21 protein-coding genes and 5 pseudogenes are annotated in these 25,457 nt (G+C 69.4%); 15 read left to right on the forward strand and 11 right to left on the reverse strand.

Annotated elements, in window-relative coordinates:
- Positions 1-3 precede the first annotated feature (3 nt).
- Entirely contained in the window at positions 4-1,233 is a 1,230-nt protein-coding gene (locus FRZ03_RS09975; RefSeq protein ID WP_261398815.1) for an MFS transporter, read from the forward strand.
- A 575-nt stretch (positions 1,234-1,808) separates the two neighbouring features.
- Here the strand turns inward: FRZ03_RS09975 and FRZ03_RS09980 are convergent.
- The gene (locus tag FRZ03_RS09980) at positions 1,809-2,699 is read right to left on the reverse strand and encodes a 3-hydroxyacyl-CoA dehydrogenase NAD-binding domain-containing protein (protein ID WP_146464796.1); all 891 of its coding nucleotides are present in this window, start codon (positions 2,697-2,699) and stop codon (positions 1,809-1,811) included.
- Between the two features lie 203 nt (positions 2,700-2,902).
- On the opposite strand from FRZ03_RS09980, the gene FRZ03_RS09985 reads away from it, so the two are divergent.
- On the forward strand, positions 2,903-3,826 hold the full coding sequence (locus FRZ03_RS09985) for a LysR family transcriptional regulator (protein ID WP_261398816.1): 924 nt from the start codon (positions 2,903-2,905) through the stop codon (positions 3,824-3,826).
- Between the two features lie 330 nt (positions 3,827-4,156).
- On the opposite strand, the gene FRZ03_RS09990 is transcribed toward FRZ03_RS09985, so the two are convergent.
- Positions 4,157-4,519 (reverse strand): winged helix-turn-helix transcriptional regulator, encoded by a 363-nt coding sequence (locus FRZ03_RS09990; protein WP_146464797.1) that lies wholly within the window; start codon positions 4,517-4,519, stop codon positions 4,157-4,159.
- Between the two features lie 55 nt (positions 4,520-4,574).
- Between FRZ03_RS09990 and FRZ03_RS09995 the strand changes: the two genes are divergently transcribed.
- Positions 4,575-5,801 carry an MFS transporter gene (locus FRZ03_RS09995; RefSeq protein WP_261398818.1) on the forward strand — a complete coding sequence of 409 codons (1,227 nt, stop codon included), beginning with the start codon at positions 4,575-4,577 and terminating at the stop codon, positions 5,799-5,801.
- A 226-nt stretch (positions 5,802-6,027) separates the two neighbouring features.
- Here FRZ03_RS09995 and FRZ03_RS38985 read toward each other — a convergent pair.
- A pseudogene (locus tag FRZ03_RS38985) lies at positions 6,028-6,193 on the reverse strand (pirin family protein); the annotation flags it as partial.
- A gap of 65 nt (positions 6,194-6,258) precedes the next feature.
- On the opposite strand from FRZ03_RS38985, the gene FRZ03_RS38990 reads away from it, so the two are divergent.
- Positions 6,259-6,540: a hypothetical protein gene (locus FRZ03_RS38990; RefSeq protein ID WP_186785330.1), complete on the forward strand. Its 282-nt coding sequence runs from the start codon at positions 6,259-6,261 to the stop codon at positions 6,538-6,540.
- A 510-nt stretch (positions 6,541-7,050) separates the two neighbouring features.
- Here FRZ03_RS38990 and FRZ03_RS10010 read toward each other — a convergent pair.
- The 4 genes from FRZ03_RS10010 to FRZ03_RS10025 all read right to left on the reverse strand — a co-directional run bounded on the left by FRZ03_RS10010 (position 7,051) and on the right by FRZ03_RS10025 (position 12,951).
- Entirely contained in the window at positions 7,051-8,226 is a 1,176-nt protein-coding gene (locus FRZ03_RS10010) for a serine hydrolase domain-containing protein (RefSeq protein WP_146464798.1), read from the reverse strand.
- 249 nt (positions 8,227-8,475) lie between these two features.
- Positions 8,476-9,576 (reverse strand): serine hydrolase domain-containing protein, encoded by a 1,101-nt coding sequence (locus tag FRZ03_RS10015; RefSeq protein ID WP_398660070.1) that lies wholly within the window; start codon positions 9,574-9,576, stop codon positions 8,476-8,478.
- A 235-nt stretch (positions 9,577-9,811) separates the two neighbouring features.
- Positions 9,812-12,229 (reverse strand): ABC transporter permease, encoded by a 2,418-nt coding sequence (locus FRZ03_RS10020; RefSeq protein ID WP_146464800.1) that lies wholly within the window; start codon positions 12,227-12,229, stop codon positions 9,812-9,814.
- The gene (locus tag FRZ03_RS10025; protein ID WP_146464801.1) at positions 12,226-12,951 is read right to left on the reverse strand and encodes an ABC transporter ATP-binding protein; all 726 of its coding nucleotides are present in this window, start codon (positions 12,949-12,951) and stop codon (positions 12,226-12,228) included. Before FRZ03_RS10025 ends, FRZ03_RS10020 begins: the two co-directional genes overlap by 4 nt.
- A gap of 179 nt (positions 12,952-13,130) precedes the next feature.
- On the opposite strand from FRZ03_RS10025, the gene FRZ03_RS40195 reads away from it, so the two are divergent.
- The 5 genes and pseudogenes from FRZ03_RS40195 to FRZ03_RS10045 all read left to right on the forward strand — a co-directional run.
- Positions 13,131-14,363: a sensor histidine kinase gene (locus tag FRZ03_RS40195; RefSeq protein ID WP_146464802.1), complete on the forward strand. Its 1,233-nt coding sequence runs from the start codon at positions 13,131-13,133 to the stop codon at positions 14,361-14,363.
- Positions 14,351-14,986: a response regulator transcription factor gene (locus tag FRZ03_RS10035; RefSeq protein ID WP_146464803.1), complete on the forward strand. Its 636-nt coding sequence runs from the start codon at positions 14,351-14,353 to the stop codon at positions 14,984-14,986. The genes FRZ03_RS40195 and FRZ03_RS10035 overlap by 13 nt, the downstream gene beginning before the upstream one ends.
- A 154-nt stretch (positions 14,987-15,140) precedes the next feature.
- Positions 15,141-15,308: a hypothetical protein gene (locus FRZ03_RS38995; protein ID WP_186785331.1), complete on the forward strand. Its 168-nt coding sequence runs from the start codon at positions 15,141-15,143 to the stop codon at positions 15,306-15,308.
- Between the two features lie 118 nt (positions 15,309-15,426).
- Positions 15,427-16,101: pseudogene (locus tag FRZ03_RS10040) on the forward strand (MobF family relaxase); the annotation flags it as partial.
- A pseudogene (locus tag FRZ03_RS10045) lies at positions 16,102-16,257 on the forward strand (transposase); the annotation flags it as partial.
- A gap of 221 nt (positions 16,258-16,478) precedes the next feature.
- On the opposite strand, the pseudogene FRZ03_RS10050 reads toward FRZ03_RS10045, so the two are convergent.
- Positions 16,479-16,652, reverse strand: a pseudogene (locus FRZ03_RS10050) (pirin-like C-terminal cupin domain-containing protein); the annotation flags it as partial.
- 112 nt (positions 16,653-16,764) lie between these two features.
- Here FRZ03_RS10050 and FRZ03_RS10055 point away from each other — a divergent pair.
- Positions 16,765-17,940, forward strand: a complete 1,176-nt coding sequence (locus FRZ03_RS10055; RefSeq protein WP_146464864.1) for a tyrosine-type recombinase/integrase — start codon at positions 16,765-16,767, stop codon at positions 17,938-17,940.
- Positions 17,941-18,193: 253 nt separating this feature from the next.
- On the opposite strand, the gene FRZ03_RS10060 is transcribed toward FRZ03_RS10055, so the two are convergent.
- Positions 18,194-19,378, reverse strand: a complete 1,185-nt coding sequence (locus FRZ03_RS10060; protein WP_261398822.1) for a tyrosine-type recombinase/integrase — start codon at positions 19,376-19,378, stop codon at positions 18,194-18,196.
- 55 nt (positions 19,379-19,433) lie between these two features.
- A complete protein-coding gene (locus FRZ03_RS41170) occupies positions 19,434-19,619 on the reverse strand; it encodes an excisionase family DNA-binding protein (RefSeq protein ID WP_146464804.1) in 186 nt (61 codons plus the stop codon).
- Between the two features lie 291 nt (positions 19,620-19,910).
- Here FRZ03_RS41170 and FRZ03_RS10070 point away from each other — a divergent pair, with 291 nt between their 5' ends.
- Positions 19,911-20,282 carry a hypothetical protein gene (locus FRZ03_RS10070; protein WP_146464805.1) on the forward strand — a complete coding sequence of 124 codons (372 nt, stop codon included), beginning with the start codon at positions 19,911-19,913 and terminating at the stop codon, positions 20,280-20,282.
- Positions 20,283-20,287: 5 nt separating this feature from the next.
- Here the strand turns inward: FRZ03_RS10070 and FRZ03_RS10075 are convergent.
- Positions 20,288-20,654: pseudogene (locus FRZ03_RS10075) on the reverse strand (transposase family protein); the annotation flags it as partial.
- A gap of 5 nt (positions 20,655-20,659) precedes the next feature.
- Between FRZ03_RS10075 and FRZ03_RS10080 the strand changes: the two are divergent.
- From FRZ03_RS10080 to FRZ03_RS10095, 4 genes are all read left to right on the forward strand, one after another.
- Positions 20,660-21,328: an ABC transporter ATP-binding protein gene (locus FRZ03_RS10080; protein ID WP_315902633.1), complete on the forward strand. Its 669-nt coding sequence runs from the start codon at positions 20,660-20,662 to the stop codon at positions 21,326-21,328.
- 29 nt (positions 21,329-21,357) lie between these two features.
- Positions 21,358-23,529 (forward strand): hypothetical protein, encoded by a 2,172-nt coding sequence (locus FRZ03_RS10085; protein ID WP_186785332.1) that lies wholly within the window; start codon positions 21,358-21,360, stop codon positions 23,527-23,529.
- 88 nt (positions 23,530-23,617) lie between these two features.
- Positions 23,618-23,890 (forward strand): hypothetical protein, encoded by a 273-nt coding sequence (locus FRZ03_RS39000; protein WP_186785333.1) that lies wholly within the window; start codon positions 23,618-23,620, stop codon positions 23,888-23,890.
- Positions 23,891-24,415: 525 nt separating this feature from the next.
- Complete coding sequence (locus tag FRZ03_RS10095) at positions 24,416-25,453, forward strand: argininosuccinate synthase-related protein (RefSeq protein ID WP_146464807.1); 1,038 nt, start codon at positions 24,416-24,418, stop codon at positions 25,451-25,453.
- Positions 25,454-25,457: the final 4 nt, after the last annotated feature.

Below are 25,457 nucleotides of genomic sequence, written 5' to 3' on the forward strand. Positions count from 1 at the left end.
GCCATGACCACCACGCCCGTCGCGGCACGCCCGGCCACCTACCGCGAGGTGTTCGCTGTGGGCCAGTTCCGCGTGCTGTTCGGCAGCTACACGCTCTTCCTGATCGGCGAGACGGTGCGGATGCTCGCCCTGTCCGTGACCGTCTACGCGGCAACCGGATCGCCGCTGATGTCGGCGCTGGCGTATGCGGCAGGCTTCCTGCCCTATGCCCTGGGCGGCACGCTGCTGCTGGCCTTCGCCGACCGCTGGCCCCCGCGCACCGTCCTGATCGGCTACGAGATGCTGCGCACCGCGGTCAGCGTCCTGCTCGCCGCCGGTCTGCTGCCCGTACCGGCCATGCTGGCACTGGTGTTCGTCACGGGTTTGCCCAGCGCCGTCGCCTCCGCCTCACGCACCGCCCTTCTGCCCGACCTGCTGGACGGCGACCGCTACGTGCTCGGCCGTGCCGTCTTCTCCATGGCGGCCGGCGGCACGCAGGTGCTCGGCTTCGCCGCCGGCGGCATGCTGATCGCCGCTGTCGGCGCGTCAGGTGCGCTCTGGGTCACCGCCGCGACCTGCCTGGCCTCGGCAGGCCTGCTGCGACTGCGCCTGTCCCACCACCCACGCCGCCGCACCGGCGCCTCGGCCGGTATCAGCGAGACCTGGCAGGTGAACAGGGTGCTGCTGCGCCGGCCCGCGGTCCGGGCGCTGCTGCTGGCACAATGGCTCGCACCGGCGCTGGTGGTCGGCGCCGAGGGCGTGCTGGTTCCCTACGCCGCCCGGATCGGCGCGCCTGACACGGCCGGTCTGCTGTTCGCAGCGGTCGCCGCCGGGATGTTCACGGGCAACCTGGTCGTCGGCCGCCTGGTGCGCCCCGCGGCCCGGGAGCGTCTGGCCCGCCCCCTCGCGCTCGCGCTCGGACTGCCGCTGCTGGGGTTCGCGCTGCACCCGGCACCGGCATACGCCGCCATCCTGCTGGCCGTGTCCGGTTTCGGCGTCGCCTACCAGCTCGCACTGGCCCACAGGTTCCTCGACGCGGTGCCCGAGACCCAGCGCGGTCAAGCATTCGGCCTGCTGCTGACCGGCACGATGACGTTGCAGGGCCTGGCCACCGCAGCCGGAGGAGCGCTGGGCGAAGTCGCGGCCCCCGCGCTGGTCGTCACACTGGCCGGCGCGTCATCGGCCATCGCCGCTCTGATGTCCTGGCGAACGCTGTCTCCCAGGCCGGCCTGCGGGTGCAGCCGCAGCGTCTGAAGCGGACCGCAGGAGCTGGCGCGGCGCCGCACGGGTCGCCTCGCGCAGCGCGGCCGCCGCCAGGGTGGCGTCGCCCGGTTCGCAGTGGGCGGCCATGGCCCCCGAGCCTGCCGGACACGTCGCTGCCGTGGCATACGGCCCGGGCTCCGGACAGGTGAAGCGCTTCGAGGTCTTTCTCCTCGCGTTCCTTGTCGTCCTTCGCCGCCGCTGCTTCCACCTGCCCGAGGAGTCTGACGGTGGAGTGTGCTGCGGCGTCGGATGGTTGGGCCGGTTCTCGAAGTACCTCGGCTGCGTGGGCCAACGTAAGTTGCCCCTCCGGCCCGCCGTTCCCGCAGGACTGACAACGCCGCACCGTGGGCAGTTCGGGACTCCACGACGATGCCGTCCGGGGCTGCGCCGGCATCGTCGAGGAAGGTGTGCACCTGGCCGTCCGGGATGCTCACCCGCACTATTCGTCCGGGTATGACCTGCAGCGCAAGCAGTTCCTTCGACATCGTGGTTCTTTTTCTCGACCCTTCTCGACCCTTCTCGACCCTTCTCGGCCCGTCCGCGCTCCGCCCGCAGCGGAGCCGCGATCACTGCTGGTGATCGTCCACAGCCGGGGGCTCCGGCCAGCCGAGCGGCTCGAGGACGGAGCGGGTGCGCGCGTCGCGCAGTGCGACCAGGCGCTCATAGGCCGACTCGCCGGTGCCGTAGGCCTGTTCGACCGCGTCGAGGACCTCGCCCAGCCGGGCCGGGTCCGGGCTGCCGGTCTCGAAGGTCATCTGGGAGCCGACGTGCGCCAGCAGATGGCGCATCCCCTCGGGCCCACCGCCGAGGACACCGCTCTCGAACGGCCCGATCGTGGCCCAACGCAGACCCAGCGAGGCCCGGACCAGGTCATCGAGGTCCTTCACGCCGATCACGCCCTGCTGCACCAGGTAGAAGCACTGGTCGTTGAAGACCTTCTGCAGGCGGTTGCCGACGAAACCCGGGATCTCCTTCCTCAGCCGGATCGGCAGCTTGCCGAGCTCACGGTAGACCTCGACCGCCCGGTCGACCGTGCCAGCGGAGGTCCGCGGTCCCGGCACCACCTCCACCAGCGGCATCAGCTCCGGCGGGTTGAACGGGTGGCCGATCACGATCCGGTCCGCCGCGGCGTTGCCCTCGCCGATCGCCGACGGCAGCAGGGACGACGAGGACGACGCCAGCACCACGTCGTCACGGGTGTGCGCGGCCAAGGTGGCGAAGATCTGCTCCTTGGCCTCCATCCGCTCCGGCCCGGCTTCCTGCACGAAGTCCGCTCCGGTCACCGCGGCGGCCAGGTCGTCGGTCGCCGTCACCGGCAGACCCGCCAGCTCACGCGCCACCAGCTCCCCCAGGTCGGGCCTCGGGTCGCTGATGCGGACCTCCCAGCCGGCCGCGCCGAACAGGCGCGCCCAAGAGACACCGATGACGCCGCCGCCGACGATCGTCACGACTGCCACGCAAATCACCCCACGGAAATGACGGAGAGGAATCAGCTCGGGCCCGGCCCGCCGCCCGCTTCCCCTTCCATGAGAGGAGGCAGCGGCTGAAGGGGCCGCTCGGCTGAGCTGAGATCGGTCGAACAGGTACCGCGCTCCGGCGGGCTGTTCCAGGACCCAGTCGACACCCGGGGACATATGTCTGTCCAATATATGATTACGTCATGAGCAATATGGACGGCGATATCAACCTGTCCCGCCGACTGCTGGAGCAGTTCCTCGTCGTGGCGCAGGAGAGGCACTTCGGCCGGGCCGCCGAACAGCTCGGCATGAGCCAGCCGCCGCTCAGCCAGTCGATCCAGCGCCTGGAGCGGGCAGTGGGCGCGCGCCTGCTGGACCGCGGCCCGGGCGGCGTGCGGCTGACCGCGGCCGGGAAGGTGTTCGCCGCCGACGCACAGCGGCTGCTCGACCTGCAGACCGCCGCGGTCGCGCGTGCCCAGCGGGTCGCCGCCGGCCTGGAAGGGGATGTCCGGGTCGGATACGTCAGCCTGCTCAGCCACCTCTACCTCCCCACGATGCTGCGCGCGGCGGCCCAGCAACTGCCCGGCCTCCGGGTGCACCTCCAGCACGGCTCCTCGGGAGGCGTGGTCGACCTGGTCCGCACCGGGGCGCTCGACCTCGGCTTCCTGCGCGACCCGGCGCGGCTCTCCGACGATCTCGTCAACAGGGTCATCGCCACCGAGCGGATCGGCGCCGCGGTGCCGCACGGTCACCGGCTGGCCGACTCCGACGAGATCGACCTGGCGGAACTGCGGGACGAGGACTTCGTGCTCCCCGACCCGACCGCACTGCCCGTCATCGCCGAGCAACTCCAACTCGCTTGCCGCCAGAGCGGATTCAGCCCCCGAGGAGTGGCGGTCGCCGACGATCTCAGCGGCCTGTTCAGCTACGTCGCCGCGGGTCTGTGCGTGAGCCTGCTGCCCGACGGCCTGCAGGACCTCGCCGTCGCCGGCGTGAGCTTCATCCCGCTCCGGGGACACGCGGACTATCTGGACACCACCGTGTACGCCGTCCACCGCCCCGACGCCGACCCGGCGGTGATCCGCCTGGTGGAGATGATCACCAGCCTCCGCCCCGGAAGCCTGTGAGCCTTCCCCCTCTCCATCGGCCTCGGGTGAGCCATCCCGCTCCACGACGCCGGGGCGGACGGCCGCGCGACCGGACCGAGGCCGGCGTAGGGCCCCGCTTGCACGCCGTCCTGCTCACCGTCTGTGCCGGCTACCGAGACACCCGCCACCACCGGGCGGCCGACCCGTCTCGTCCCGCTGACCTGCCTTGAACTCGTACGCCTCCCACGGCCCTTCGTCCTGCCGCCACCCACCCGTGACCGCGAGCACGCGTTCCGCCGGACCGCTCGGCGCCGACGCCGTCAGGCCACCGTGCAAGCCTGCCACCGGTGGTCGGCTCGGCGAACGGGGTCACCGTCGCGCGTCGGCTTGTGCGCGGGCGCGCTCGATGTCGGGGACGTGGCTCTCGGCCCATTCCCGGACGGCACGTAGCGGTGTCAGCAGTGACCGGCCGAGGTCGGTGAGGGCGTATTCGACATGCGGGGGATGCGCGGGAATCTCGGTGCGGGAGATCAGGCCGTCGTACTCCATCGCGCGAAGCGTCTCGGTGAGCGCCTTCGGTGTGATCCCCCGGATGTGCGCCTTGAGTTCGGTGAATCGCATCGGCCTGTTGTCCAGCGCGTTGACGATGAACACCGTCCAGCGTGCCCCGATCCGGTGCAGAACGGTGCGACTGGGACAGGTCGCGGCCATGATGTTGTAGGCCTTACCCATGCACGACTCCCGGTAGCGTTGTAGATACTGGTATAGAATTTATACCTTCCGGGTTGTGTCTATTTCCGATTGCACGGTCCGTCCCTCGATAGCTCGGCACGGCCGTTTCGTCGCAGCGATCGTCATCGACTCGCTCGGCACCGGTGTCTTCGTCCCCGTTTCGATGCTGTATTTCCTGGCCGCGACGTCGCTGACGCTGGTGCAGATAGGCGCGGCACTGACGACGGCCGGGCTGCTGGCGCTCCCAGCGGGACCTCTGGTCGGAGGACTGGTCGACCGGTACGGCGCCAAGCCGGTGCTGCAGGCGGCGAACCTGGCCCAGGCGCTCGGCTTCGCCGGGTATCTCGTCGTGGGCCAGACATGGCAGATCGCCATCTGCGCCTGGTTGAACAGCGCCGGGCGGGCAGTGTTCTTCAGCTGCTACGGCGTGACCGTCACGGCGCTGGCCGCGCCCGGCCAACGCGAGCGCTGGTTCGGTCTTCTGGGCTCGGTACGCAACCTCGGCTACGCACTCGGCGGGCTCCTCTCCGCCGTCGCCGTCACCATCGGCACGCACGGCGCCTACGCCGCGATCGTGGTCGTCAACGCCTTGTCCTATGTCGCCGCGTTCGTTCTGATGCGGGCCGTGCCGAATGTCCGTCCCGAGGCGGGCCAGGACGCTGCCGGCGGCTGGGGGCGCGTGCTCCGGGACCGGCGGTACCTGTCACTGGTCGCGCATCAACTGTGTTTCGCGATCTCGTTGTTCGTCCTCAACATCGCGATCCCGGTCTACGCCGTGGACGTGCTGAAACTGCCTGGCTGGACCGCCGGCGCGGTCTTCACGCTCAACACGCTGATGGTCGGCTTCGGGCAGGGCATCGTCGTCGGGTGGCTCGGCGGGCGGATCCGCAGCCGCGTCCTCGTCGCCGGACACGCCTGCTTCGCGGTCGGCTACCTCCTCTTCCTCGCCGCCGTCCGCGTGCCTGCGCCCGCACTCGCGGTCGGCGTCGTGTTGCTCGGCGCGGGCAGTTACACCTTCGGTGAAATCCTCGGCGGCCCCATCACGTCGACGGTCGCCGCGGAGAGCGCCCCAGACGCTCTCCGCGGCCGGTACTTGGCCCTCAACCAGCTCGCCGTGACTGTCGCGGGAGCGGTCGCCCCGGCCGCGCTCTCCGGGTTGCTGTCCAACGGGCCGGCCTCGGTCTGGCTGCCCCTGGTAGGCGTCAGTGTCCTCGGAGCCGCGCTCGCCACCACGATCGGCAAAGTGGTGCCGGCGGCGCAGAGCCGCATCGGAGGTGTCTGACCGGCGGATCTCCCTGCGTGGTCCGCGGCCGCAGCAGGCCTCACGCCCATCGCCGCCCCGAACGCCTTCGCCCACGCCTGCCCGGTTCTCCGGCCTCCACGGCCCCCGTCGTGCCGGCGGCTTCGGTCAGGCCTGGAAGGTGAAGATCCCCGGGTTGACCGCAAGGTGGTGGTCAAGGCACTCGCCGGTGACGGCGGCGCGACCATGACCGGCGTAAAACGCCGGTTCATCGCACTCGCCCGCGCGCCTTCAGCGGCACCGTCGGCAGCTCCGGCGCAGGCAGCGGAGCCCCGTCGTACCCCTTCACCCTCTCCGAGTCCCGACCCACTCGTCCAGTCCTCGCGGGCCTGTTCGATCTCTTCCTGGGTGCGGGCGACGAAGTTCCACCGCATATCGCACTACGCCGCTGTTTCTGCAGGTCAACGACCTGCGCGACCGCTGAGCCGGCCCGGGCGAGGTGCGCATCGAGGGCCTGGCCCACGCCGACGGCCTCCAGCTGGCGCAGGGTGTCGGCGACGTCCTCGTGGTCGTCGGTGAGGAACTGCGCGGCGAAGTCGATGATGGCGCGGGCGATGCCCTCCACCGCGTCCGGCCCGGCCCGCGCCCAGTTCCGCAGCGAGGTCACGAAGACGCGCCCCAGGGCCTCCAGGGCGAAGGTGTCCTCGCACGGCTCGCCCGTGTCCGCGCCGGGCAGCGCGGTGACCGGGACGACGATCCGGGTGGCGACGTCGGCGATTAGTTCGGTATTCGCGGTTCGGTGCCGGCGAACTCGCGGGCGGCGCCGGTGTCGTCGGCCTGGACGGCACCAGTCGCGGCGTGCGCGTCCGTGCCTGCGGAACGGACGCTGTTTCGTTCCATGTCAGGCGAGGTGAGGGACTTCGCAGAGTGGCGAGTTGCCAGATGGCGACCTATCTGTCGATCCGCGAGAGTCCCGAATTCGAGCTGTCGGCGCGTACGAGTGACGGCCGACATAAGCCCAGGGACCCTGTTGCCGCGGTGGTACGTGCTCGTGCCGGTGAAGTTCAACTCGACCGCCCCGGCGTGTGATTGTGCCGCTCACCGGTTCGGGAATGCGGCCGATCGCCCGGAGCGTGTCCGGCCGCATCCCCCGGACACGACGGGCGTGGACAGAGCGGCGCGGCTCGATCACCCGGGGCTCCCCGACAGGGCCGTGCAACGGGGGCGGGGCGGGGCCGCCGGAACGCGTCGGCGACCCCGCGGGCCGTCTTCCCGCCTGTCTCTGCCTGGATCAGCGGCACAGCGCCGTGTCGACGGCGGCCTCCACCCGCTGGGAGGCCGCATCCGTCGGGGTGGTGGTCACCGCGACGTCGGCGGCACGTCCGTCCTCTGTGACGCCTCCTCGTGTCCGGTATCCCAGGGCGGTTCCGCCGTGGCCCCAGTAGACGCCGCCGCATGACAGCGGCGTGCTGGTCAGGCCCAGTCCGTAGCGGACGCCGGGGCCGCGTGCCTCTGCGGGGACGGTGGTGCGCATCTGGGTGAGCTGGGCCGGGGGAAGGAGCTTGCCGCCGAGGAGGGCGGTGTAGAAGCGGTTGAGGTCGCTGTTGGTGGAAACCAGAGCACCCGCAGACCACGCCATGGACATGTCCATGGCGGTGTAGTCGATCAGAGGTCCGTCGTCCGTTTCCCGTTCATAGCCCTTGGGGTGGGGTTCACGGATGGTCGTCTCTCCGGGAGTGGGGAAGTAGGTGTGGCGCAGTCCGATGCGGTCGATGATGCGCCGCTTGATCTCCTCGCCCACAGGGCGGCCGGTGACCTTCTGGATGATCAGGCCCGCGACCAGGTAGTTCGTGTTGCTGTACTCCCACTTCGCGCCCGGGGAGAAGTGGGCCTTCTGCGCGAGGGCGCCGTCGATCAGGTCGCGTGGTTCGAAGTACCGGTACCGGACGGCGGGAAAGTCCGCGAAGACGGGGGACTCCAGGTATTCGGGCAGGCCGCTGGTGTGCTGGAGGAGTTGGCGGATGGTGATGTGGCGTCCGTCGATGCCTTCGCCGCGCAGCAGGCCGGGCAGGTAGGTGTCGACGGGGGCGTCGAGGGCGATCTTCTTCTCGGCGACCAGTTGCAGGGCGACGACGGCCGTGAAGGCCTTGGTGTTGCTGCCGGCCCGTACCTGGCCGTCCTTGGGTACCTTCGCCCCGGTCTTGAGGTCGCCGACGCCTGCGGTGTAGTGACGTATGCGGCCCTTGCGGTCCGTGACGCTCGCCGACGCGGAGGGTATCCGGTCGTCGGCCACCAGGGCGTTGAGGCTGCTTTGGACGGTGTCCGGCTTGGCGGCGGAGGCCGCGGGCGGGAACAGTGCGCCGGTGGTCATGACGGCCGCGGTGAGCACGGTCACGGCCAGCAGGGTCTTACGTCGGCCGCCTCGCGAAAGAGCGGAACGGAACCTCGGCGATACACGTGCGGGCATGGAACAACTCCTGTCGTGACAGTGGAGAGCAAGCGAAGAGGGAGTCGGGTGCGCGCCCTCGGTGACGGCGGCCTGGCGAACGCTCGTGAGCACGGGCCCGCCGGGGTGTGGGTCGCCGCTCGCGGGAGCGGCGACCCACACCGTCAAGCGCCGATGGCGGCAGGGGCCCGCCCACCGGCCCGACCCGCCCTCATCGGGCGTCTGCGGCCGCGGCGCGGGAGCGGCGGCCTTGTCGGGTCAGTGCGGCTTTCAGCGGCACAGGGTCGTTTCGACGGCGGTCTGCGCGTGCTGTTCGGTGGCGCTGTCGCCCGGCATGGCGGTCAGTGCGATGTTGACCGCACGACCGTCCTCCGTGACACCTCCCAAGGTGGCGTATCCCGGAATGGTGCCGCCATGGCCCCAGTAGACGCCGCCGCACGGCAACGGCGTGCTCATCAGGCCCAGTCCATAACGGACACCCGGGGCGCCTGCGGGAACGGTGGTGCGCATCTGAGCGAGCTGGGCCGGGGGAAGGAGCTTGCCGTCGAGGAGGGCGGTGTAGAAGCGGTTGAGGTCGCTGTTGGTGGAGAGCATCGCACCCGCGGCCCAGCCCCAGGACGGGTCGAGTTCGGTGACATCGCGCCAGGGCGAGTCGGCCGTGTCCCGGTGGTAGCCCTTGGCGTGGGGTTCACGGATGGTCGTCTCTCCGGGAGTGGGGAAGTAGGTGTGGCGCAGTCCGATGCGGTTGACGACGCGCCGGTTGATCTCCTCGCCCAGCGGGCGGCCGGTGACCTTCTGGATGATCAGGCCCGCGACCAGGTAGTTCGTGTTGTTGTACTCCCATTTCGCGCCCGGGGAGAAGTGGGCCTTCTGTGCGAGTGCGCTGTCGAGGAGCTCGCGCGGCTCGTAGTACCTCTGTGGATCCTTGAGGATCGCGCCCTTGTCCAGGTATTCGGGCAGGCCGCTGGTGTGCTGGAGGAGTTGGCGGATGGTGATGTGGCGTCCGTCGATGCCTTCGCCGCGCAGCAGGCCGGGCAGGTAGGTGTCGACGGGGGCGTCGAGGGCGATCTTCTTCTCGGCGACCAGTTGCAGGGCGACGACGGCCGTGAAGGCCTTGGTGTTGCTGCCGGCCCGTACCTGGCCGTCCTTGGGTACCTTCGCCCCGGTCTTGAGGTCGCCGACGCCTGCGGTGTAGTGACGTATGCGGCCCTTGCGGTCCGTGACGCTCGCCGACGCGGAGGGTATCCGGTCGTCGGCCACCAGGGCGTTGAGGCTGCTTTGGACGGTGTCCGGCTTGGCGGCGGAGGCCGCGGGCGGGAACAGTGCGCCGGTGGTCATGACGGCCGCGGTGAGCACGGTCACGGCCAGCAGGGTCTTACGTCGGCCGCCTCGCGAAAGAGCGGAACGGAACCTCGGCGATACACGTGCGGGCATGGAACAACTCCTGTCGGGAGGGAACAACATCAGTGGGTCAGGGAGAAGTGGTCGTGGTGTGACGGGCCTGCCGGTGGCTCGGCCTGTTGGTCGCGGCGCAGGAAGGAACGGCCCTCCTCCCGTGCTCCCCGCTCGAGGACGGGGAGCACGGGAGAGGCGGGACCCCGTTCCGCTACGTGATGCGAGGAGACTTTCGGCGGTGCAGCAGCCGGCGGGCGGGCAGCATGACGGCTGCCGTGCCGGAGAGGAACACCGTGCCGAGTACGGCCGCGCAGACCGAGGGGGACACCGACAGCGCGGACAGACCGGTCACCGCGCCGCCGAAGGTCAGCAGCGTCACCGCCGCGACCAGGGAGCCGACGACGGCCCCCGTACCGAGGACGAGGCAGGTCTCCAGCCGCAGCATGGCCAGAACCTGGCCCCGGGTTGCGCCGATGAGCCGGAGCAGAGCCAGTTCACGACGGCGCGACGCGGTGGCGATGGCCAGTGTGGTCGTGACGCCGATCAGGGTGAACAGGGAGATCGCCGCGACCGCGATCAGCCCGGGCACGCTTTCCTGGCGGGCTTTCTCGGTGAGAGCCGCACTGTACTGTCCGGCGGACGTGGCACGGGTCCCGGGGAAGCGGTCGAGCACCGGTCGCAGATCGGCTTCTCCCTTCACCAGGAGGTAGTCGTCGTGGCCCGCGTCGGTGACGTGGCCGGCGACCACATCGTGAGGCAGCAGGACATCCCCGAAACCCTGGCCCCGGTGGTAGACGGCTACCACCTCGGGGTGGATCCGGGTCCCGTCGCCGAGCCAGAGAGACACGGTCGAACCGACATCGGCCGGGCCGGCGACGTTCGAACTGAGCGCGACCGTGTTCTTGCCGCGCAGGCCCTTCATCGAGCCCGCCTTCACGCCCGGGTCCAGGTTCGACAGCGCGCCCTGCAGCCCTTGGGCGGGCAGGGACTGGAGCTGGTCCGCGACCGACATCACCACGAGGGTGCGCTTCACCGCGGTCACGGTGCCCGGCCCGGCCGTCTTCTTCACTTCCTGGTACATGGCCCGGGGTACGCCCGGCCCGTCCGAGACGAGGACGTGGTCCGCGCGCAACCCCGCAGCCGCCTGTGTCCGAGTGGCGTTGACCGCGGTGGTCTGCACGAACAGCTGGCTGGCGCCGAAGGAGAGCGCGAGCGCGATCGGCGTGATGACCGATGCGAGTCGCACGGCCGCGGCTGTCGCCGTGTCGGTGGCAAGCCGCCCCGAGACCGGGGACAGCAGACGCATGATCGGTCCGAGGACGACGATGCCCGCTCGGGCGATCCAGGGGCCCAGCAGAGCCGCGGCCCAGATGAGGGAGAGCACGAGTCCGCCCATGGCCGCGGTCGCCACCTGCCCGCCGAACGCGAACGCGGTGGCGGCCGAACCGAGACCGACGACCAGGAACACCAGGCCGGTGACCATGCGCCAGCGCGGTAGCCGGGTCGGTTCGGTGGAGGTCTCGCTCAAGGCCTTGGCCGGCCGGATCCCGGAGACGCGTCGGGCCGCGAGCCAGGCGGAACCGACTGCGGTGAGGACCGCGAGCACCAGGGCACCGATGACGGGCAATGGTCCCAGAGCGAGCCCCAACCCCGGAGGCAGGGCGCCCTGTTCGGCCATGAAGCGGTGCAGCAGAGTGCCGAGCCCCAGCGACAGCAGACCGCCCAGGAGCGAAGCCGGTACCGCGACCTTGAGTGTCTCGCGGACGATCACCCGGCGGACCTGCCGGGGGGTGGCACCGATGGCGCGCAGGACGGCGAGCTCGCGGGTCCGGTCCCGTACGGACACGTCCAGGAGACCGGTCACGATCAGCAGCACCACCAGGAGGGCGACACCGCCGATCGACGCACAGATGCCGATCAGGTCGAGTCGTGCCGCCGCCACCTCCGGGTTCTCGACGTCGCCGCGGTCCGCGCCGGTCGCGACGACGAGACCGGGGGCGGCTGCCCGCAGCGACGGGGCGGATGTCTCCTTCGTGCCGAGCACGACCAGCGCGTCCGCGTGCCCGGGGCGGCCGCTGAGAGCCTGTGCCGTGCGCTGGCCGAACCAGACGTCGTGGCCCGCGGCGGACCGGCCGGCCACCAGACCGGTGACCCGGTAGGGCTCCGGCGCCCCGCCGCCGGCCTGCAGGCGGATGGTGTCACCGACGGCCCTGCCGCTGCCGGAGTCCACCGCGACCTCGTGTTCCGCCCGCGGGGCCCGGCCGGCGCGCAATGCGACAGCGGTGAGTGCGGTCGCGTCCCAGCCGCGGCCGGTCCGCACGGCCCCGTCGGCGGTGACCACCGGCAAGGAGACGTCCGCGACCACCTCGGTGACGCCCGGTACTTTGCGTACCCGGTCCGCCACCGATACCGGTACCCGGGCCCGTTCCACCAGTGGCCTGGCATCGGTCTGGTCGTCCCGGACGGTTTCGACGCGCTGGCTCGCGGCGACGACGGCCACGGCGCGCTCATAGCGGTCGACCGATCCGTGCGCCCGTAGCGCGGACTCCAGCAGGACCCCGAACGCGCCCGTCAACGCGGCCGCGCACAACAGTGCCGCCGCCACTCCGGCGGCGATCCCACGCCTCACAGCGTGCCCCAACGGGCCAGGACGGCTGCGGTGGAGGGAGCCGTGAGCTCGTCGACGACGCTGCCCCCGCTCAGGAAGACGACGCTGTCGGCCCAGGCCGCCGCCATCGGGTCGTGAGTGACCAGCACGACCGTCTGCCCCATCTCGTCGACCGCGTCGCGCAGCAGTTTCAGGACGTGCTCGGCCGACTTCGGATCGAGCGCGGCGGTCGGCTCGTCGGCGAAGACGATCTCCGGGCGGGTGACAAGCGCCCGGGCGACCGCCACACGCTGCTGCTGGCCGCCGGACAGAAGTGCCGGAAGCCGGTCCAAGTGGTCGGCCATCCCCACCCGGTGGACGACTTCGTCCAGCCAACGCCTGTCCACCTGGCGGCCGCCGAGCGACAGCGGGAGGGTGATGTTGCGCTCGACATCCATCGAGGGCATCAGGTTGTAGCCCTGGAAGACGAACCCGATCCGTTCACGGCGCAGCCGGGTCAACTGCGTCTCGCCGAGCCCGCCCATGTCCAGATCCCCGAGCCGCACCGTTCCGCTGCTGGGCCGGTCGAGGCCGGAGGCGCAGTGAAGGAAGGTGCTCTTGCCCGATCCGGACGGCCCCATGATCGCTGTGAGACTGCCCTTGCGGAACCCCCAGCTGACCCGGTCCAGCGCGGTCACCTCGCCGTAGGACCGGGTGACCTCCTCCAGTGACACGGCGAACGGTGTGGCCCGGGTCGTCGTCATCGGTTGCATGATGGGTCCTTCGGTTCCCTCGATCGGTCAGAACGAGTACCGAAAGTAATCGCGCAAACCGGGCGGACGGCAGCGGTCTCTCTCCCGAACCGGGGGTGTAGCAGGCTCCACCTGCCAGGTGTAGCGCACACCTGTGACAAGGGAAGACGCGTGAAGTACCGTCTTGCTCCATGGACCTGAAGGCAAGAGCACTCCACAGCCTACGATCCACGCGATACCTGCTGGGTGGCCTGACTACCGCGCTGCCTTCGCTGGCCGGTTACTGCCTGTTGCCGCTGGTCTGCTTCGCATCGCTCTTCGCGCCGATCCTGCCGTGGGCGGTCCAGCCGTTGCGCGCCTTGACCGATGCCGAACGCCGACGCGCCGAACGCATTCTCGGCCGCCCCGTGCGCCGGCCCTACCCGGTGCCCGAAGGCAATGCCTACCAGCGCACGCTCCAACTGCTGCGGTTCCCGGGTACCCGCAAGGACGTGACATGGATGCTGGTTCACGGCACCGTGGGGCTCGTCCTTCCCGTCCTCGTCCTGGGAGTGCTGTTCAGTCTGCTGCTGACGATCTCCATTCCGCTGTGGTGGTGGACCCTTCCCGGCGGAACCCTCACCCTCCTCGCGGCGCCCCTCACCACCTGGATGCAGGCGATCGTCCTGTCCGCGGTGTGTGCCTGGGTCCTGAGCGTCCTCTTCTTCTGGCTGGCCCCCGCCGCCGTGAAGCTGGAGACGTGGATCGCCGAGATCTTGCTCGGCACCTGGACCGGCGCCGGCCGGCGGATCGAGGAACTGACCGCCTCGCGCGCGGGAGCCCTCCAGGCCCACGAGGCGGAACTCCGCCGGATCGAGCGCGACCTCCACGACGGCACCCAGGCACAACTCGTGGCGGTGGCCATGCGTCTGGCCCTGGCCGACCGTCGCTTCGACAAGGACCCCCAGAGTTCCAGGAAAATGGTGCTCGAGGCTAGGACCACCGTGGACGAAGCACTTGTCCAACTGCGCACCGTCATCCGCGGCATCCACCCGCCGATCCTCTCCGACCGGGGACTGAACGGAGCCATCCGCTCCTTGGCCGCAGGCCGGCCGATTCCCACCACCCTGGATCTGCCTGAGACCGACCGCCGTCCCCCCGCCGCCGTCGAGGCGGCCGCCTACTTCGTCGTCGCCGAGGCGCTGACCAACATCGCCCGGCACAGCAACGCGAGCCGTGCTCAGGTGTCGCTCCGGTACGACGGTCCCATGCTGTGCGTCGTCGTGCGGGACGACGGGTGCGGCGGGGCCGCACCCGGCTCCGCCTCGGGCAGCGGACTTGCCGGGATACGTCGACGGGTCGCCGCCCTGGACGGTACAACGAGGATCGACAGCCCTGTCGGTTCCGGAACGACAATTGAGGTGGTACTGCCGTGCGGATCGTGATCGCGGAGGACAACGTCCTTCTCCGCGAAGGGCTGATTCTGCTCCTGGAGGACGTCGGGCATGAGATCGTGGCCGTCGTGGGAAGCGGGCCCGAGATTGTCCCCGCCCTGCTGGAACACCGGCCGGACGTGGCCGTGCTGGACGTCCGGCTACCGCCCGGATTCCGCGACGAGGGGCTGCGTGCCGCCATAGAGGCCCGCAAACTCATTCCCGGCCTGCCGCTCCTGGTGCTCTCCCAGTACGTCGAGGAGAGCTACGCCGCCGAACTGCTCGGACAGGGCGCCTCGGGGATCGGCTACCTGCTCAAGGACCGTGTGGGCCATATCGAAGAATTCCAGGACGCGCTGGAGCGCATCGCCGCGGGCGGAACGGCGCTGGACCCCGAGGTCGTCTCCCAGCTGATGAGCCGAAAGGACCCGCTCGACACGCTGTCCCCCCGGGAACGGGAAGTCCTCGGGTTGATGGCGCAGGGACTGGACAACCCCACGATCGCCGCGACCCTGTTCATCACCGAACGTTCCGTCAGCAAGCACATCGGCAGCATCCTCGCCAAGCTGAATCTGCCGCCGAGCGACAGCGGCAGCCGCCGGGTCCGCGCGGTGCTCGCCTACCTGAACGCCTGACCTGCGTCGCGCACGGGTGTAGCTGGCTACACCTCAGGTCCGGGAGGTCGGTCCGATGTGCCGACCGGGGGCGCAGGGAGAGGGTGGACGGCGTAAGAGATCCCAACCCGGCCGCCCATCCGGCCGCCGGGGCGCACAACAGGAGGAACCCCTGGTGAAGCCCGTGCTCTGGCTGCTGCTCTTCGTCTCCACGGTGGCGGCGGTCTACGTCAGCACCTTCGCCCACTACACCGGCACCATGAGGGTCCTGGCCGGAGTCGGTACCGGCGTCGTCTTCGTCGGATCGGCGCTGGGACTGTGGCTCACCAGCGCCAAGAAGTGACCTGTAACGGCGAGAGCACCTGAGGAGGGGGTGTCCGGCAGCGAGCCGGACACCCCCTCCTCATGCGTGACGCGGGAAGCGGACACCACCTCCTGGCCCAGGTCGGCGTTGAGCTCTCGCCGACCAGACCCGCCCGGCCAAGCGCACCGAGCTGCTGTCGCTGACCGAGGTGCGGACGCGATGGCGCACCTCCGCGATCCGGGCGTTCGGCGCCTGCACCGTCTACCGGCTCGCGGAGCGGGCGCGGGCGGCGGCCGCGGCGGTGTGGGCACGGGTGCGGCCGGTGGTCGACATCGCCCTGGCCGCCGTGGACACCGTCGCCGTGGTCTACGCGATGCACGGCACCTTCGCACGCCACCACCTGCTCGCCGAAGCCCGCCGCCACCTCGCCTACGCCCTGCGCGGCCGCCCCCACCAGCCCGGCCTGGACGAACGGATCGTGCAGGCGGCCGTCGACGGCCACACCCGCCCCGTCGGGCGCGGCCGGAGGATGACCGCCGACCTGCGCGCCCTGTACGCGAACGACACCGAGGACCAGGCCGTGCTGCACCCGCTGACCCACAGCCGCACGGCAACCCGGTACGAGCGGACCCGTCTCGCCGCCGACGCTCTGACCGCCCGGGTCCGCGCCGCGCGGCGAGCGGAGCGCCTGGGCTCCCGCCCCGGACCGTACGTCGTCGCCGTGCCAGCCGCCTCGAGGTCGCACCCCCGGCCGTTCCGCGACGGCCCGAAGGACGGCCGCCTCCGGAAGCGGAGGCCGGAGTCGACGCGGTGGAGCAGACCCGCCAGAGCGTCCAGCGAGCGGCTGGGCCGCCGCCGCTGGGTGATCGAGCGCACGATGTCGTGGCTGACCGGCTACCGACGTCTCAACCACCGCTACGTGCGTCAGCCAGGCAACCACCTGGCCTTCCTCGGACTCGCAGCCACCCTCTGCTGCTACAAGCGACTCCTGAAGCTGTTTGGTTCCCACAACTGCCCGAGCGGCCGGCCTACGACGACTGGCCCCGAAGGCTGATCGGCTCCGGGGGCGGCATCAGCCGACAAAGCGACGCAGATGATCTCTCCGCCGGCCGCGCTCCAAGGAGCGATCACACCGCTTCACCATGTGCTGATGACTCGTCAGAGAGAACGTCTCGAACGCCTTGGCCCACAAGTCACAGTTTCCCCAGGTCAACGCACCCTTCCGCGCGGTTTCAGCGGTACCTCCGGCAGCTGTGGTGCGCGCAGCGGAGCCCCGTCGTACCCCTTCACCTCTCCGAATCCCGACCCACTCGTCCAGTCCTCGCGGGCCTGTTCGATCTCTTCCTGGGTGCGGGCGACGAAGTTCCACCACATATCGAATTCCGTCGCTGTTTTCGCAGGTCAACGGCCTGCGCGACTGCTCCTGGTCAGCAAAAGGTCAGCATCAGTCGCGAGGAGTCGGTCGGCCGTGGCGCGGGATTCGTTGGTTCGGGGGATGGGCTCGTTCTTCAAGGAGTGCGAGCACCCGCGGTCTCGGTGGTCAAAATGCTCCCACCCCTACAAGATCCGGTACCGGTCGGCGGCCGGCAAGCAGGTGGAGGAGTCGGGGTTCGCTGACCGCGACAAGGCCATTGGGCGTTTGACGGAGATCTACAACGAGAAGAAGGCGGGACCGCGGTCTCGGTCGAAGGCGGAGCGCATCCAGAAGTACGGGTCGATGAGGTTCGAGGAGTACGTCGAGGAGTGGAAGGCCGGGCAACGGCACCTGGCTGCCGCGTCGGTGCGACACCTCGACTCCCTCCTGGAGCACCATCTCTATCCGGCGCTCGCCAGCCGACGGATGCACTCCTTCGACCACAAGGTGGTTGACGGCTTCATCCGCCTCATGGAACGCAACGGTGCGGGTCTGGCCACCCAGGCCAACGCCTTCGACAAACTGCGCGCGATCCTTCTCGATGCACACCGGCTCGGTGTCTTCACCGACAACCCGGTGGCCGGCGTCAAGCCGCCACAGTACGACCCCAAGCGAGCCGTGATCCCGTCTCCCGAACAACTTCGTGCGATACGCACCGCAGGTGATCACGCGCTCATGCTGATCGTCGACCTGATGAGCGGCTGTGGCCTCCGCAACGGCGAGGCGGCGGCGGTGAACGTCAACAACATCGTGGCTGACGACGTGTATCGCGTCACCGAGCAGGTCGTCATGTCCACTCGTCAGTACGGCCCTCTCAAGCATCGGAAGGCGGGGGAGTACCGCGATGTTCCGCTACCCGCTCGGGTCAGGGAGACCATCGAATGGTATGCCGAGATGTACGGCACGATCGATGGCTACTTGCTGCGTCAGCCGACCGACCCCAGCAAGCCGTATCCGCACTGGGGTATGGACAACCAATGGCGACGGATCAGGGCGTCCGGCAAGGTGGACATCCCCGAGGGGATGGTGCTCTATGGGAACCGCCACTTCTTCGCGTCGAACTGCCTGAGCAACGGCATTCCGATCACCGACGTGGCTGAGTGGATGGGGCACAAGAGTCTCGACGTCACGTTCAAGATCTACCGACACCTCATGCCCGGATCGATCAACAAGGCGGCGAGAGTCCTCAACCTCAATCTTGCTGCATTGAGCCAGGGGGCGCGGTTGTCGACCTCGGACGCCGCGCGATCGCGGTAACCTCGTCGGCACCTCCGGCCATTGACACCATCAGCGGCACTGGACGGCTTGGCCACTGCGTCGAGCCTCTCGGCCACGCCTGCCGCCTGGGCCCCAGGCGTGGCCGAACCTGTGATGCAAGCGCTTCATGGAGCCTCCGCAGCGCAACGAGCGCTTGGCTGCTCTGGGTGTTCGGGACCGAGCGGCGAGAGCGCCAGGCCGTTGCGGTCGCGGATCAGTCGGATCGCTGGTCCGCTCCTGCCGGGGTTGGCTGCTACGAAGCGAGCCCCAGGTTGAGGACTTTCGAGGCTGCGCTGACCGAGCCGGGCATAAGGTGCCGATAGATCTTGAAGGTGATGGCAATATTTTTGTGTCCCATCCACTCAGCCACGTCGGTGATGGGTATGCCGTGGGTGAGGCAGTTGGAAGCGAAGAAGTGCCGGAAGCCGTAGATCACCATCCCTGGGGGAATGTGAGCCTGGGCCCTTTTCTTGATGCGCTGCCACTGGTTGCTGAGACAGTAGTGCGGGAACGTCCGGGACGGATCGTTCGGGTGTCGCAGCAGGTAGCCGTTGAGGGTGCCGTGCTTGTCGGCATACCACTCGATCGTCTCCCTGACCCTAGCTGGCAGGGGCACGTCGCGGTACTCGTTCGGCTTCCGGTGCTTGAGCGGACCGTACTGGCCGGTGGTCTGGTTGACCTGTTCCGTGACCCGGTACACGTCGTCGGCCACGATGTTGCGCAGGTTCACCGCAGCAGCCTCGCCATTGCGCAGACCACAGCCACTCATCAAGTCCGCGATCAGCAAGAAGCGGTCATCGCCGGCCACTCGTATCCGCCGCAGCTGCTCCAGTGAGGGAATGACTGCGCGCTCGGGGTCGTACTGTGGCGCCTTGACACCCCTTAGTGGACTCTCGTCGAACAGGCCCAACCGGTGGGCGTCAAGCAGGACCGCTTTGAGTTTGTCGAAGGCGTTGGACTGGGTTGCCAGGCCGATGCCGTTGCGCTCCATGGTCTGGATGAAGCTGTCAACGACCTTGTGATCGAAGGTGTTCATCCGCCGGCTGCCCAGCACGGGAAAGAGGTGGTGCTGCAGTAGGGATTCCAGATGCCTTGCCGAGGCTGGCCCCAGGTCCCGCTGGCCGGCCTTCCACTCGCTCGCGTACTCCCTGAACCGCATCGCCCCGTAGGTCGCGAGCCGCTCCGCCTTGGCCTGGGTTTGCGGGCCGGCGGCCTTCTTCTCATTGTATACCTCCGTCAAACGTCCGACGGCCTGGTCCTGGGTTGCAAAACCTGACTCCTGCACCTGTTTTCCGCGCGCCGAGCGGTATCGGATCTTGTAGGGGTGGGGGCACTTCGACCACCGAGACCGCGGATGCTCGCACATCTTGAAGAACGAGCCCATCCCGCGAATCAACGAACGAGACACAGAAGAATAGTTTCCGATCGTATGTTTCATGGTGTCTGTAGTCACACGGGCCAGCTCGTCAGTCCGAGTCGGCACCTCGGTTGCTCTACAGTGCGCGTTGTTGCTTAAGCCACGCTTCGACATCAGATATCTTGAATCGAATCTTGGCGTTAGGTCCTCCTCCAAACCGGTAAGAGGCGAGTCCGGACTCGGCGGCATTCTTGTAGATCCAGGAAATGGACACGTTCAGGTATTCTGCCGTTTGGCGCACGCTCATGAACTGCGGTGTCATAGCCCCTCAAGAGTCCGGTGGTCCGCTCTGCAACCGCCGCCGTGACCTTGTCAGTGGGCCGCGCGTTGAGGGTTCCATGGTCTGGTCAATTGCCGGTTTGGCCAACCGACGATGATGGTCTATGTTGCGTGCTGCTGCTGAGTGAGCTGTTGAAGGGCTCTTGCCAGCACCAACCGCCCTTGCTGGCCCATGTATCGGCGTCAGCCGCCAGGTTGGTCCGTGAGCCCATTCCAACTTCGGGTAACAACCGCCGATCTGCGCTGTGTCACGGACATCTGGTAGGCCCTGGCTATGACGTTCTTGGTGGTGGTCGAGGGTGATGCGGGCGGATGGCGCATCGATCGGGATGCGCTGACAGATGCGATCCGTGCTCGGTGGTCTGAGGTCGAGATCGACTCGACGCACCGTGGCGAAGTGCGCAGTTTGATATGGGAGTTCGGGACCGAGTACGGCCCGCGGGAGGCGTATCTGCACGAGGGCGGCACCTGCCTGTACATGGACGTCTGGGAGGAAGACGCGATCTGGTTGGCGATCGTCTCCCGCAGGCTGACACCCACGGACCTTGACCTGGTGTTCTGCGATGAGGGTTACACCTTCGACGTTCGTCTGCGGGCTGGGACGACCGAGGCCGAATTGACGGACCTGGTGAATGCTGCGGGTTGATCTCCGTCCGTCGCTGCGAGCTGGAGGACAAGGACGGCCTGGACGAGGCTCGTGATCCGGGTCGTCGAGCAGCGGAGTTTACGGAGGAGGCGCCAGGACTTGAGAGTGGCGATGGCCTGCTCGACCAGCGCACGGATCTTCCCGTGGGACCGGTTGACGGCCTGCCGGCCGGTGGAGAGGCTGTCCCATCGGCCGCGGTAAGGGACACGGACCGTGCCGCCTGCACCCTGGTAGCCCTTGTCTGCCCAGCAGGTGATGCCGGCCTCGGTAAGTGCCTCGATGATGCCGTGCTCGCGCGTGGCCCGGACGTCGTGGACGGCGCCGTGCCAAGGCTGGTTAAGCCCACATCAGACGCCCCTTCGGGTCGGCTAGTCCCGTTGTGTATCAGTGGGCTTGATTACGAGATCGGTGGACGCAAGCTGCTGTCCGCGCTGGAACTGACCGTGTGCAAGGGGGAGTCGGTTGCGGTGACAGGGCCGTCCGGGTCCGGTAAGAGCACTCTGCTCTCGCTGATCCTGGGACTCGTCCGGGCGCCCGCGGGCCGGATCCTGGTGGCCGGTGAGGACGTCGCCGCGCTGCCGGGCGGGAAGCTGGCGCGGTGGCGGCAGCGGCACATGGGCATGGTGTTCCAGTTCGGTGAGCTGCTGCCGGAGCTGTCGCCCGTCGAGAACGTGGCCCTGCCCGCGTTGCTGGCCGGCGAGAACCGGGGCGAGGCGTTCAGCCGGGGGCGGGAACTGCTGGCCGGGCTCGGTGTGCCGGTCGACGGTGCGCTCACCGCTGACCTGTCCGGTGGCGAGCGTCAACGCACCGCCGTGGCACGGGCCTTGATGTCCCAGCCATCCCTGCTGCTGGCGGACGAGCCGACGGGGGCACTGGACGAGCAGGCCCGCGACCAGGTCGCCGACGTGCTGTTCGACGCTCCCCGACGACGCGGCTGCGGCCTGCTGGTCGTGACCCATGACGCATCGGTGGCGGAACGAGCTGACCGAGTGCTGCGGTTGAGCCAAGGGCGGCTGGCTGACGCGACCGACCGGGGGCAGGCGTGAAGGGCTCCGGGGCACCGTTGCGGTGGCAGATGCTGCGCATGGGCGTGTCGGCCGCGCGATCCAGTGAGAGCGGGCGAACCCGCTTCCTGGCCCTGCTGATGGCCACCGTGGTGGCCGCGCTCACCGGCTTCGCCTTCGTGGCGTCGGCCGCGACCTTCGACGGCCGCGAACTGCGCGGTACGGCCCGCAACCCCGTCATGGCCAAACACGGCCAGCAGCCCAAGGCGCTGTGGACCCGGTACTGGGACAGCGAACAGGGCCGACAGTACTCGGTGGTCGTCGTATGGCCGCTGACCAAGGATGCGCCGCTTCCTCCCGGACTGGCCCGTTGGCCGGCGCCTGGCGAGGCGTTTTTGTCGCCTGCTCTCGCGGATCGGCCTCCCACCGAGGATTTCGCCCACCGGTACGGAAAGGCGGTCGGCCGGATCGGTGAAAGCGGGCTGGCCACTCCCGGAGAACGCCTCGTCTACACCCGCCCAAGCCGGACCATGCTCGACTCCAGCTACCTCGACCCCATCGTGGGGTTCGGCTCGCCCGGCCCTTCGTTCGGCGACCTCAAGGCCATCGACAGCGACCGCGCCACGCAGCTCGACCTGATCATGCTGGTGCTGCTGGGTCTTCCCGCGGCCGGACTGACCGTGGCAGCCGCCCGTATGGGCGCGGCAGGCCATGACCGCCGCGCCCGCCTGCTGGCCGTCCTGGGAGCCAACCGCCGTACGCGCGCCTGGATGGACCTCGGAGCTGCCGCAATCCCGATCGCCGCCGGTGCCGTCGCAGCCGCGGTCATCATCTCACCAACCCTGATCTTCAACGTCACACTGCCGTGGATCGACTACACCCTGGCAGCCGCGGACCTGCGCCGGGCGGCGGGCAGCCTGCTCCTCGCACTCGCTGGCGCGGTGGCCTTCGTCCTCGCGGTCACGCTGCTCCTCCAGCCGTCCGCCGGCCGCAAGTCCCGCCGTACGCGTGTCCGTGCGGCGGACGACGGGCTGCTGCGGCGCCTCGCCCTCGGCGCCTGCCCGGCCTTCCTGGCCCTCGCCATCCTCACCGGGCCGATGCTTGGGGGAGGCCAGCGTTCCGCCTTCGGCTACCTCTTCGCCGTCCTGGGAGTGTGGACCACTCTGCCCTCGGTGATCGGGTGGATCACCGCACGGTACGCGCCGCGCATGGTCGCCGCCGCGCGCAAGGCGGGCGACCCCGGTCGGCTGATCGCTGCCCGCACCCTCGCCGCCCGCCCAGGTGCCGTCGTCCGCCTCGTCGCGACGCTGATCATCGCGATCGGGGTGATCGGCCAGACCCAGCTCATCAGCACGCTGCTCTACAACCGTTCGGACGACACCGAGTTCGTGGGCTCCGCCGAGGGCAGGAGCATGGCGCTCGTGCAGGCCGCAGACCGTGCCCGCCCGCCCGCGCAATTTCGGGCCGCACTCCCCGACGGCGTCCACATGGTGTCGCTCGGACATGCGGATGTGGCTTCGGACGGCTCCAGTGCGCGACGCGTCATCCAGGCGCCCTGCGAGGACCTCAAGGCCCTCCACCTGCCCTGCCCCACCGGACTGACCCCCGAAACGGTGCCCTTCGAAAAGCTCGACCAACGCCTGCAAGTCGCCACCTACATGGACTTCGGCGAGACCCCGGCCACCGTTCGCACGGCAGCGGCCACCCGCCTCGACCCGCATGACGTCTGGCTCGTCGTCTTCACCTCCGACAGCACGGCCCTCGATCTCCCTGCCGTCAAACGCGCCGCCCGCCTGACCTTGAGCACCGACTCCGTCATCCGGCCGCTGGCAGAAGGCACCGGCTCCAACACGCTCGGCTTCCAGGCCCGGTGGATCCCCTTCCTCGGCACCGTCGGCACCATGTACATTGCCGTGGCCATGGTCTTCTCGTCCCTCGCCGAGTTCCTCCGCTTCGCCCGCGCCCTCGCACCGGTCACCGCACTCACGGGCCGGCGCCGGGTCTTCCGCACCACGGCGGCATGGTCGCTCAGTGTGCCCATCGCCGTCGCCGGCACCGCGGGCGTCGGAGCCTACGTCGTGCTCGCCCAGCCCATCAGCGGTGGCCCTCAGGGCGCGCAGTTGTCCATGAGCCTCTGCGGTGAGCTGCTGGTACTCACCCTTGTCCTCGCGGCGGCAGCTGCGGCAGCGGCTGGCCTCGCCGCCGCAGGAGAGGCCCGGCGATGGCGGCCACGGGCAGACTGAACCCCAGACGGAGTTCGTGCTTGTCCAACGTCGCCTCGCTGTCCCGTTGACCGACGGCGCGGCCGGTGCCCCAGGCGGTGCCGACGTCGTGACCGGCCGCACGGTGGTGCGCGCCCTGAAGATCCTCGCGCCCGGCACCGTGCCGGTGCACGAGCCGACCGATGCCGCACCCGTCGGTCCGGTGCGCACCTGGGAGATCACCTCGGACGGCTACCGCCGCGCGCACCAGGGGGTAGTGCCGCCGCGCCGGGTGGAGCCCGCCATCGCGGGCGCGGTGGCGCGGCAGACCGCCGCGATGCGCGCGCTCAGCGCCCGCGCCTTCCCGGAGACCGACGTGCCCGACGAGCAGCGACCTCGGTAGAGGCGTTCCGTGGCCGGCACCGCGCCGGGCCGCAGTGCCCGAAGCAGCCGCCCTCCGGCGGGCCCGTGCCGAGGAGGCGGGGAGGGCTCGGAACGCGGCTGGCTGGAGGGCGCGGCCTGGTCCAGCTGCTGCTGGCGGAGTAGCCCGACGCGCGGACAACGACGCGCAGTCATCTCTGTCGCCTCCTCCAGTCAGTCTGTTTTCCTTGGCCGAGGCCGTTGCTGGACCACCAGCGAGATCGATGGCACGTCCGGCGGGAGCGCCCATTCGGTGACGTGCAGGCCCGCCAGCTCGATCAGTTCTTCTGGGACTCCCAGCATGTGGAGAGGGGTTCGACCGTGACGAGTCAGCCAGGCCCGGCGCCAACCGCCTCGGACTCACCGTCCGGTTCGACCCCATCCGAACGGCCTGACCCGCACGCACTCAATTTTCGTGTCAGTGTCACCTACTCAGGGTCTGCGTCCTGCAGGCCCGCTGCTCGGTCGAGGCAGAGGGCGATCCACTCCGTCAGTTCCCGGTCTCCAAATGCACGTCAGCAGCGAGCAGGGGAGCAGATGGGCGAGCGCCGCCGAACGCCACGAGGCGCGGATCGCGGAGAAGATCGGCGTACGGTTCCACCACGTCGACGCCCGCGCGGACTTCGCCGAATTCTATGTAGGCCCCGCCATCGCGGCACACGGCGTGTACCTCGACACCCACCCCGTCAGCTCCACCCTGAGCCGTCCACTCATCGCCAAGACGGTCCTGGAGGTGGCCGATTCCATCGGCGCGACGGCCGTCCTCCACACCGCCAACCGGTCCCAGAACTCGCTGCGCCGCATCAACGGAGCACTCGGCCTGCTGGGATTCCGCGGCATCTACGGCAGCCCGTACGATCTCGATCCCGTCGACCGCGACCGGAAGATGCACGAACTGGGGGCGGTCGGCCTCGACGAGATGGCGACGCGCTCCGTCAGCAGCGACTCCAACCTGTGGTGCCGGGAGTTCGAGTCCGGACTGCTGGACGACCCCGAGGCGCACGCCGTGCCCGAGGAGTTCTACCGCTGGAGCCGGCTACGCGACGCGGCCGCGTCGGAGCGCATCGAGATCACCTTCGTCGCCGGGAGGCCCGTGGCCGTCGACGGCGAGAAGCTCGAGCCGGAGGTGCTCATCGAGATGCTGAACACCCGGGTCGGCGCCTTCGGGCTCGGGCGGTACAGCGGTCTGGAGCATCTGGCCGACGGCTCCAAGGTCCTGGAGATCCGCGAAATGCCCGCTGCCCGGCTGCTCCTCGCGTCGCGCCGACACTTGGAGACGGCAGTCCTGGAGGCGGAGACCCTCCGGGAGAAGATCGGCGTTGAGCAGGTCTGGGTGCGCGAGGCGCTGGAAGGCCGCTGGTTCGGCGAACTGCGCCTGGCCTGCCAGGCGTTCGTCGACTCATGCCTGGCGAAGGTGAACGGAACCGTCGGATGGCGGCTGTCCGCCGGTCGGGCGGAGACGACGTCCATCGTCGCCGACCACCCCCGCTACCTTCGCGACCGGGAGGCGTGGGAGCGCCGGTCGATCGCGGCCGAACTGCGGTGATCCA

This window comes from Streptomyces misionensis, from assembly GCF_007896895.1.
Classification (GTDB): Bacteria; Actinomycetota; Actinomycetes; order Streptomycetales; family Streptomycetaceae; genus Streptomyces; species Streptomyces misionensis_A.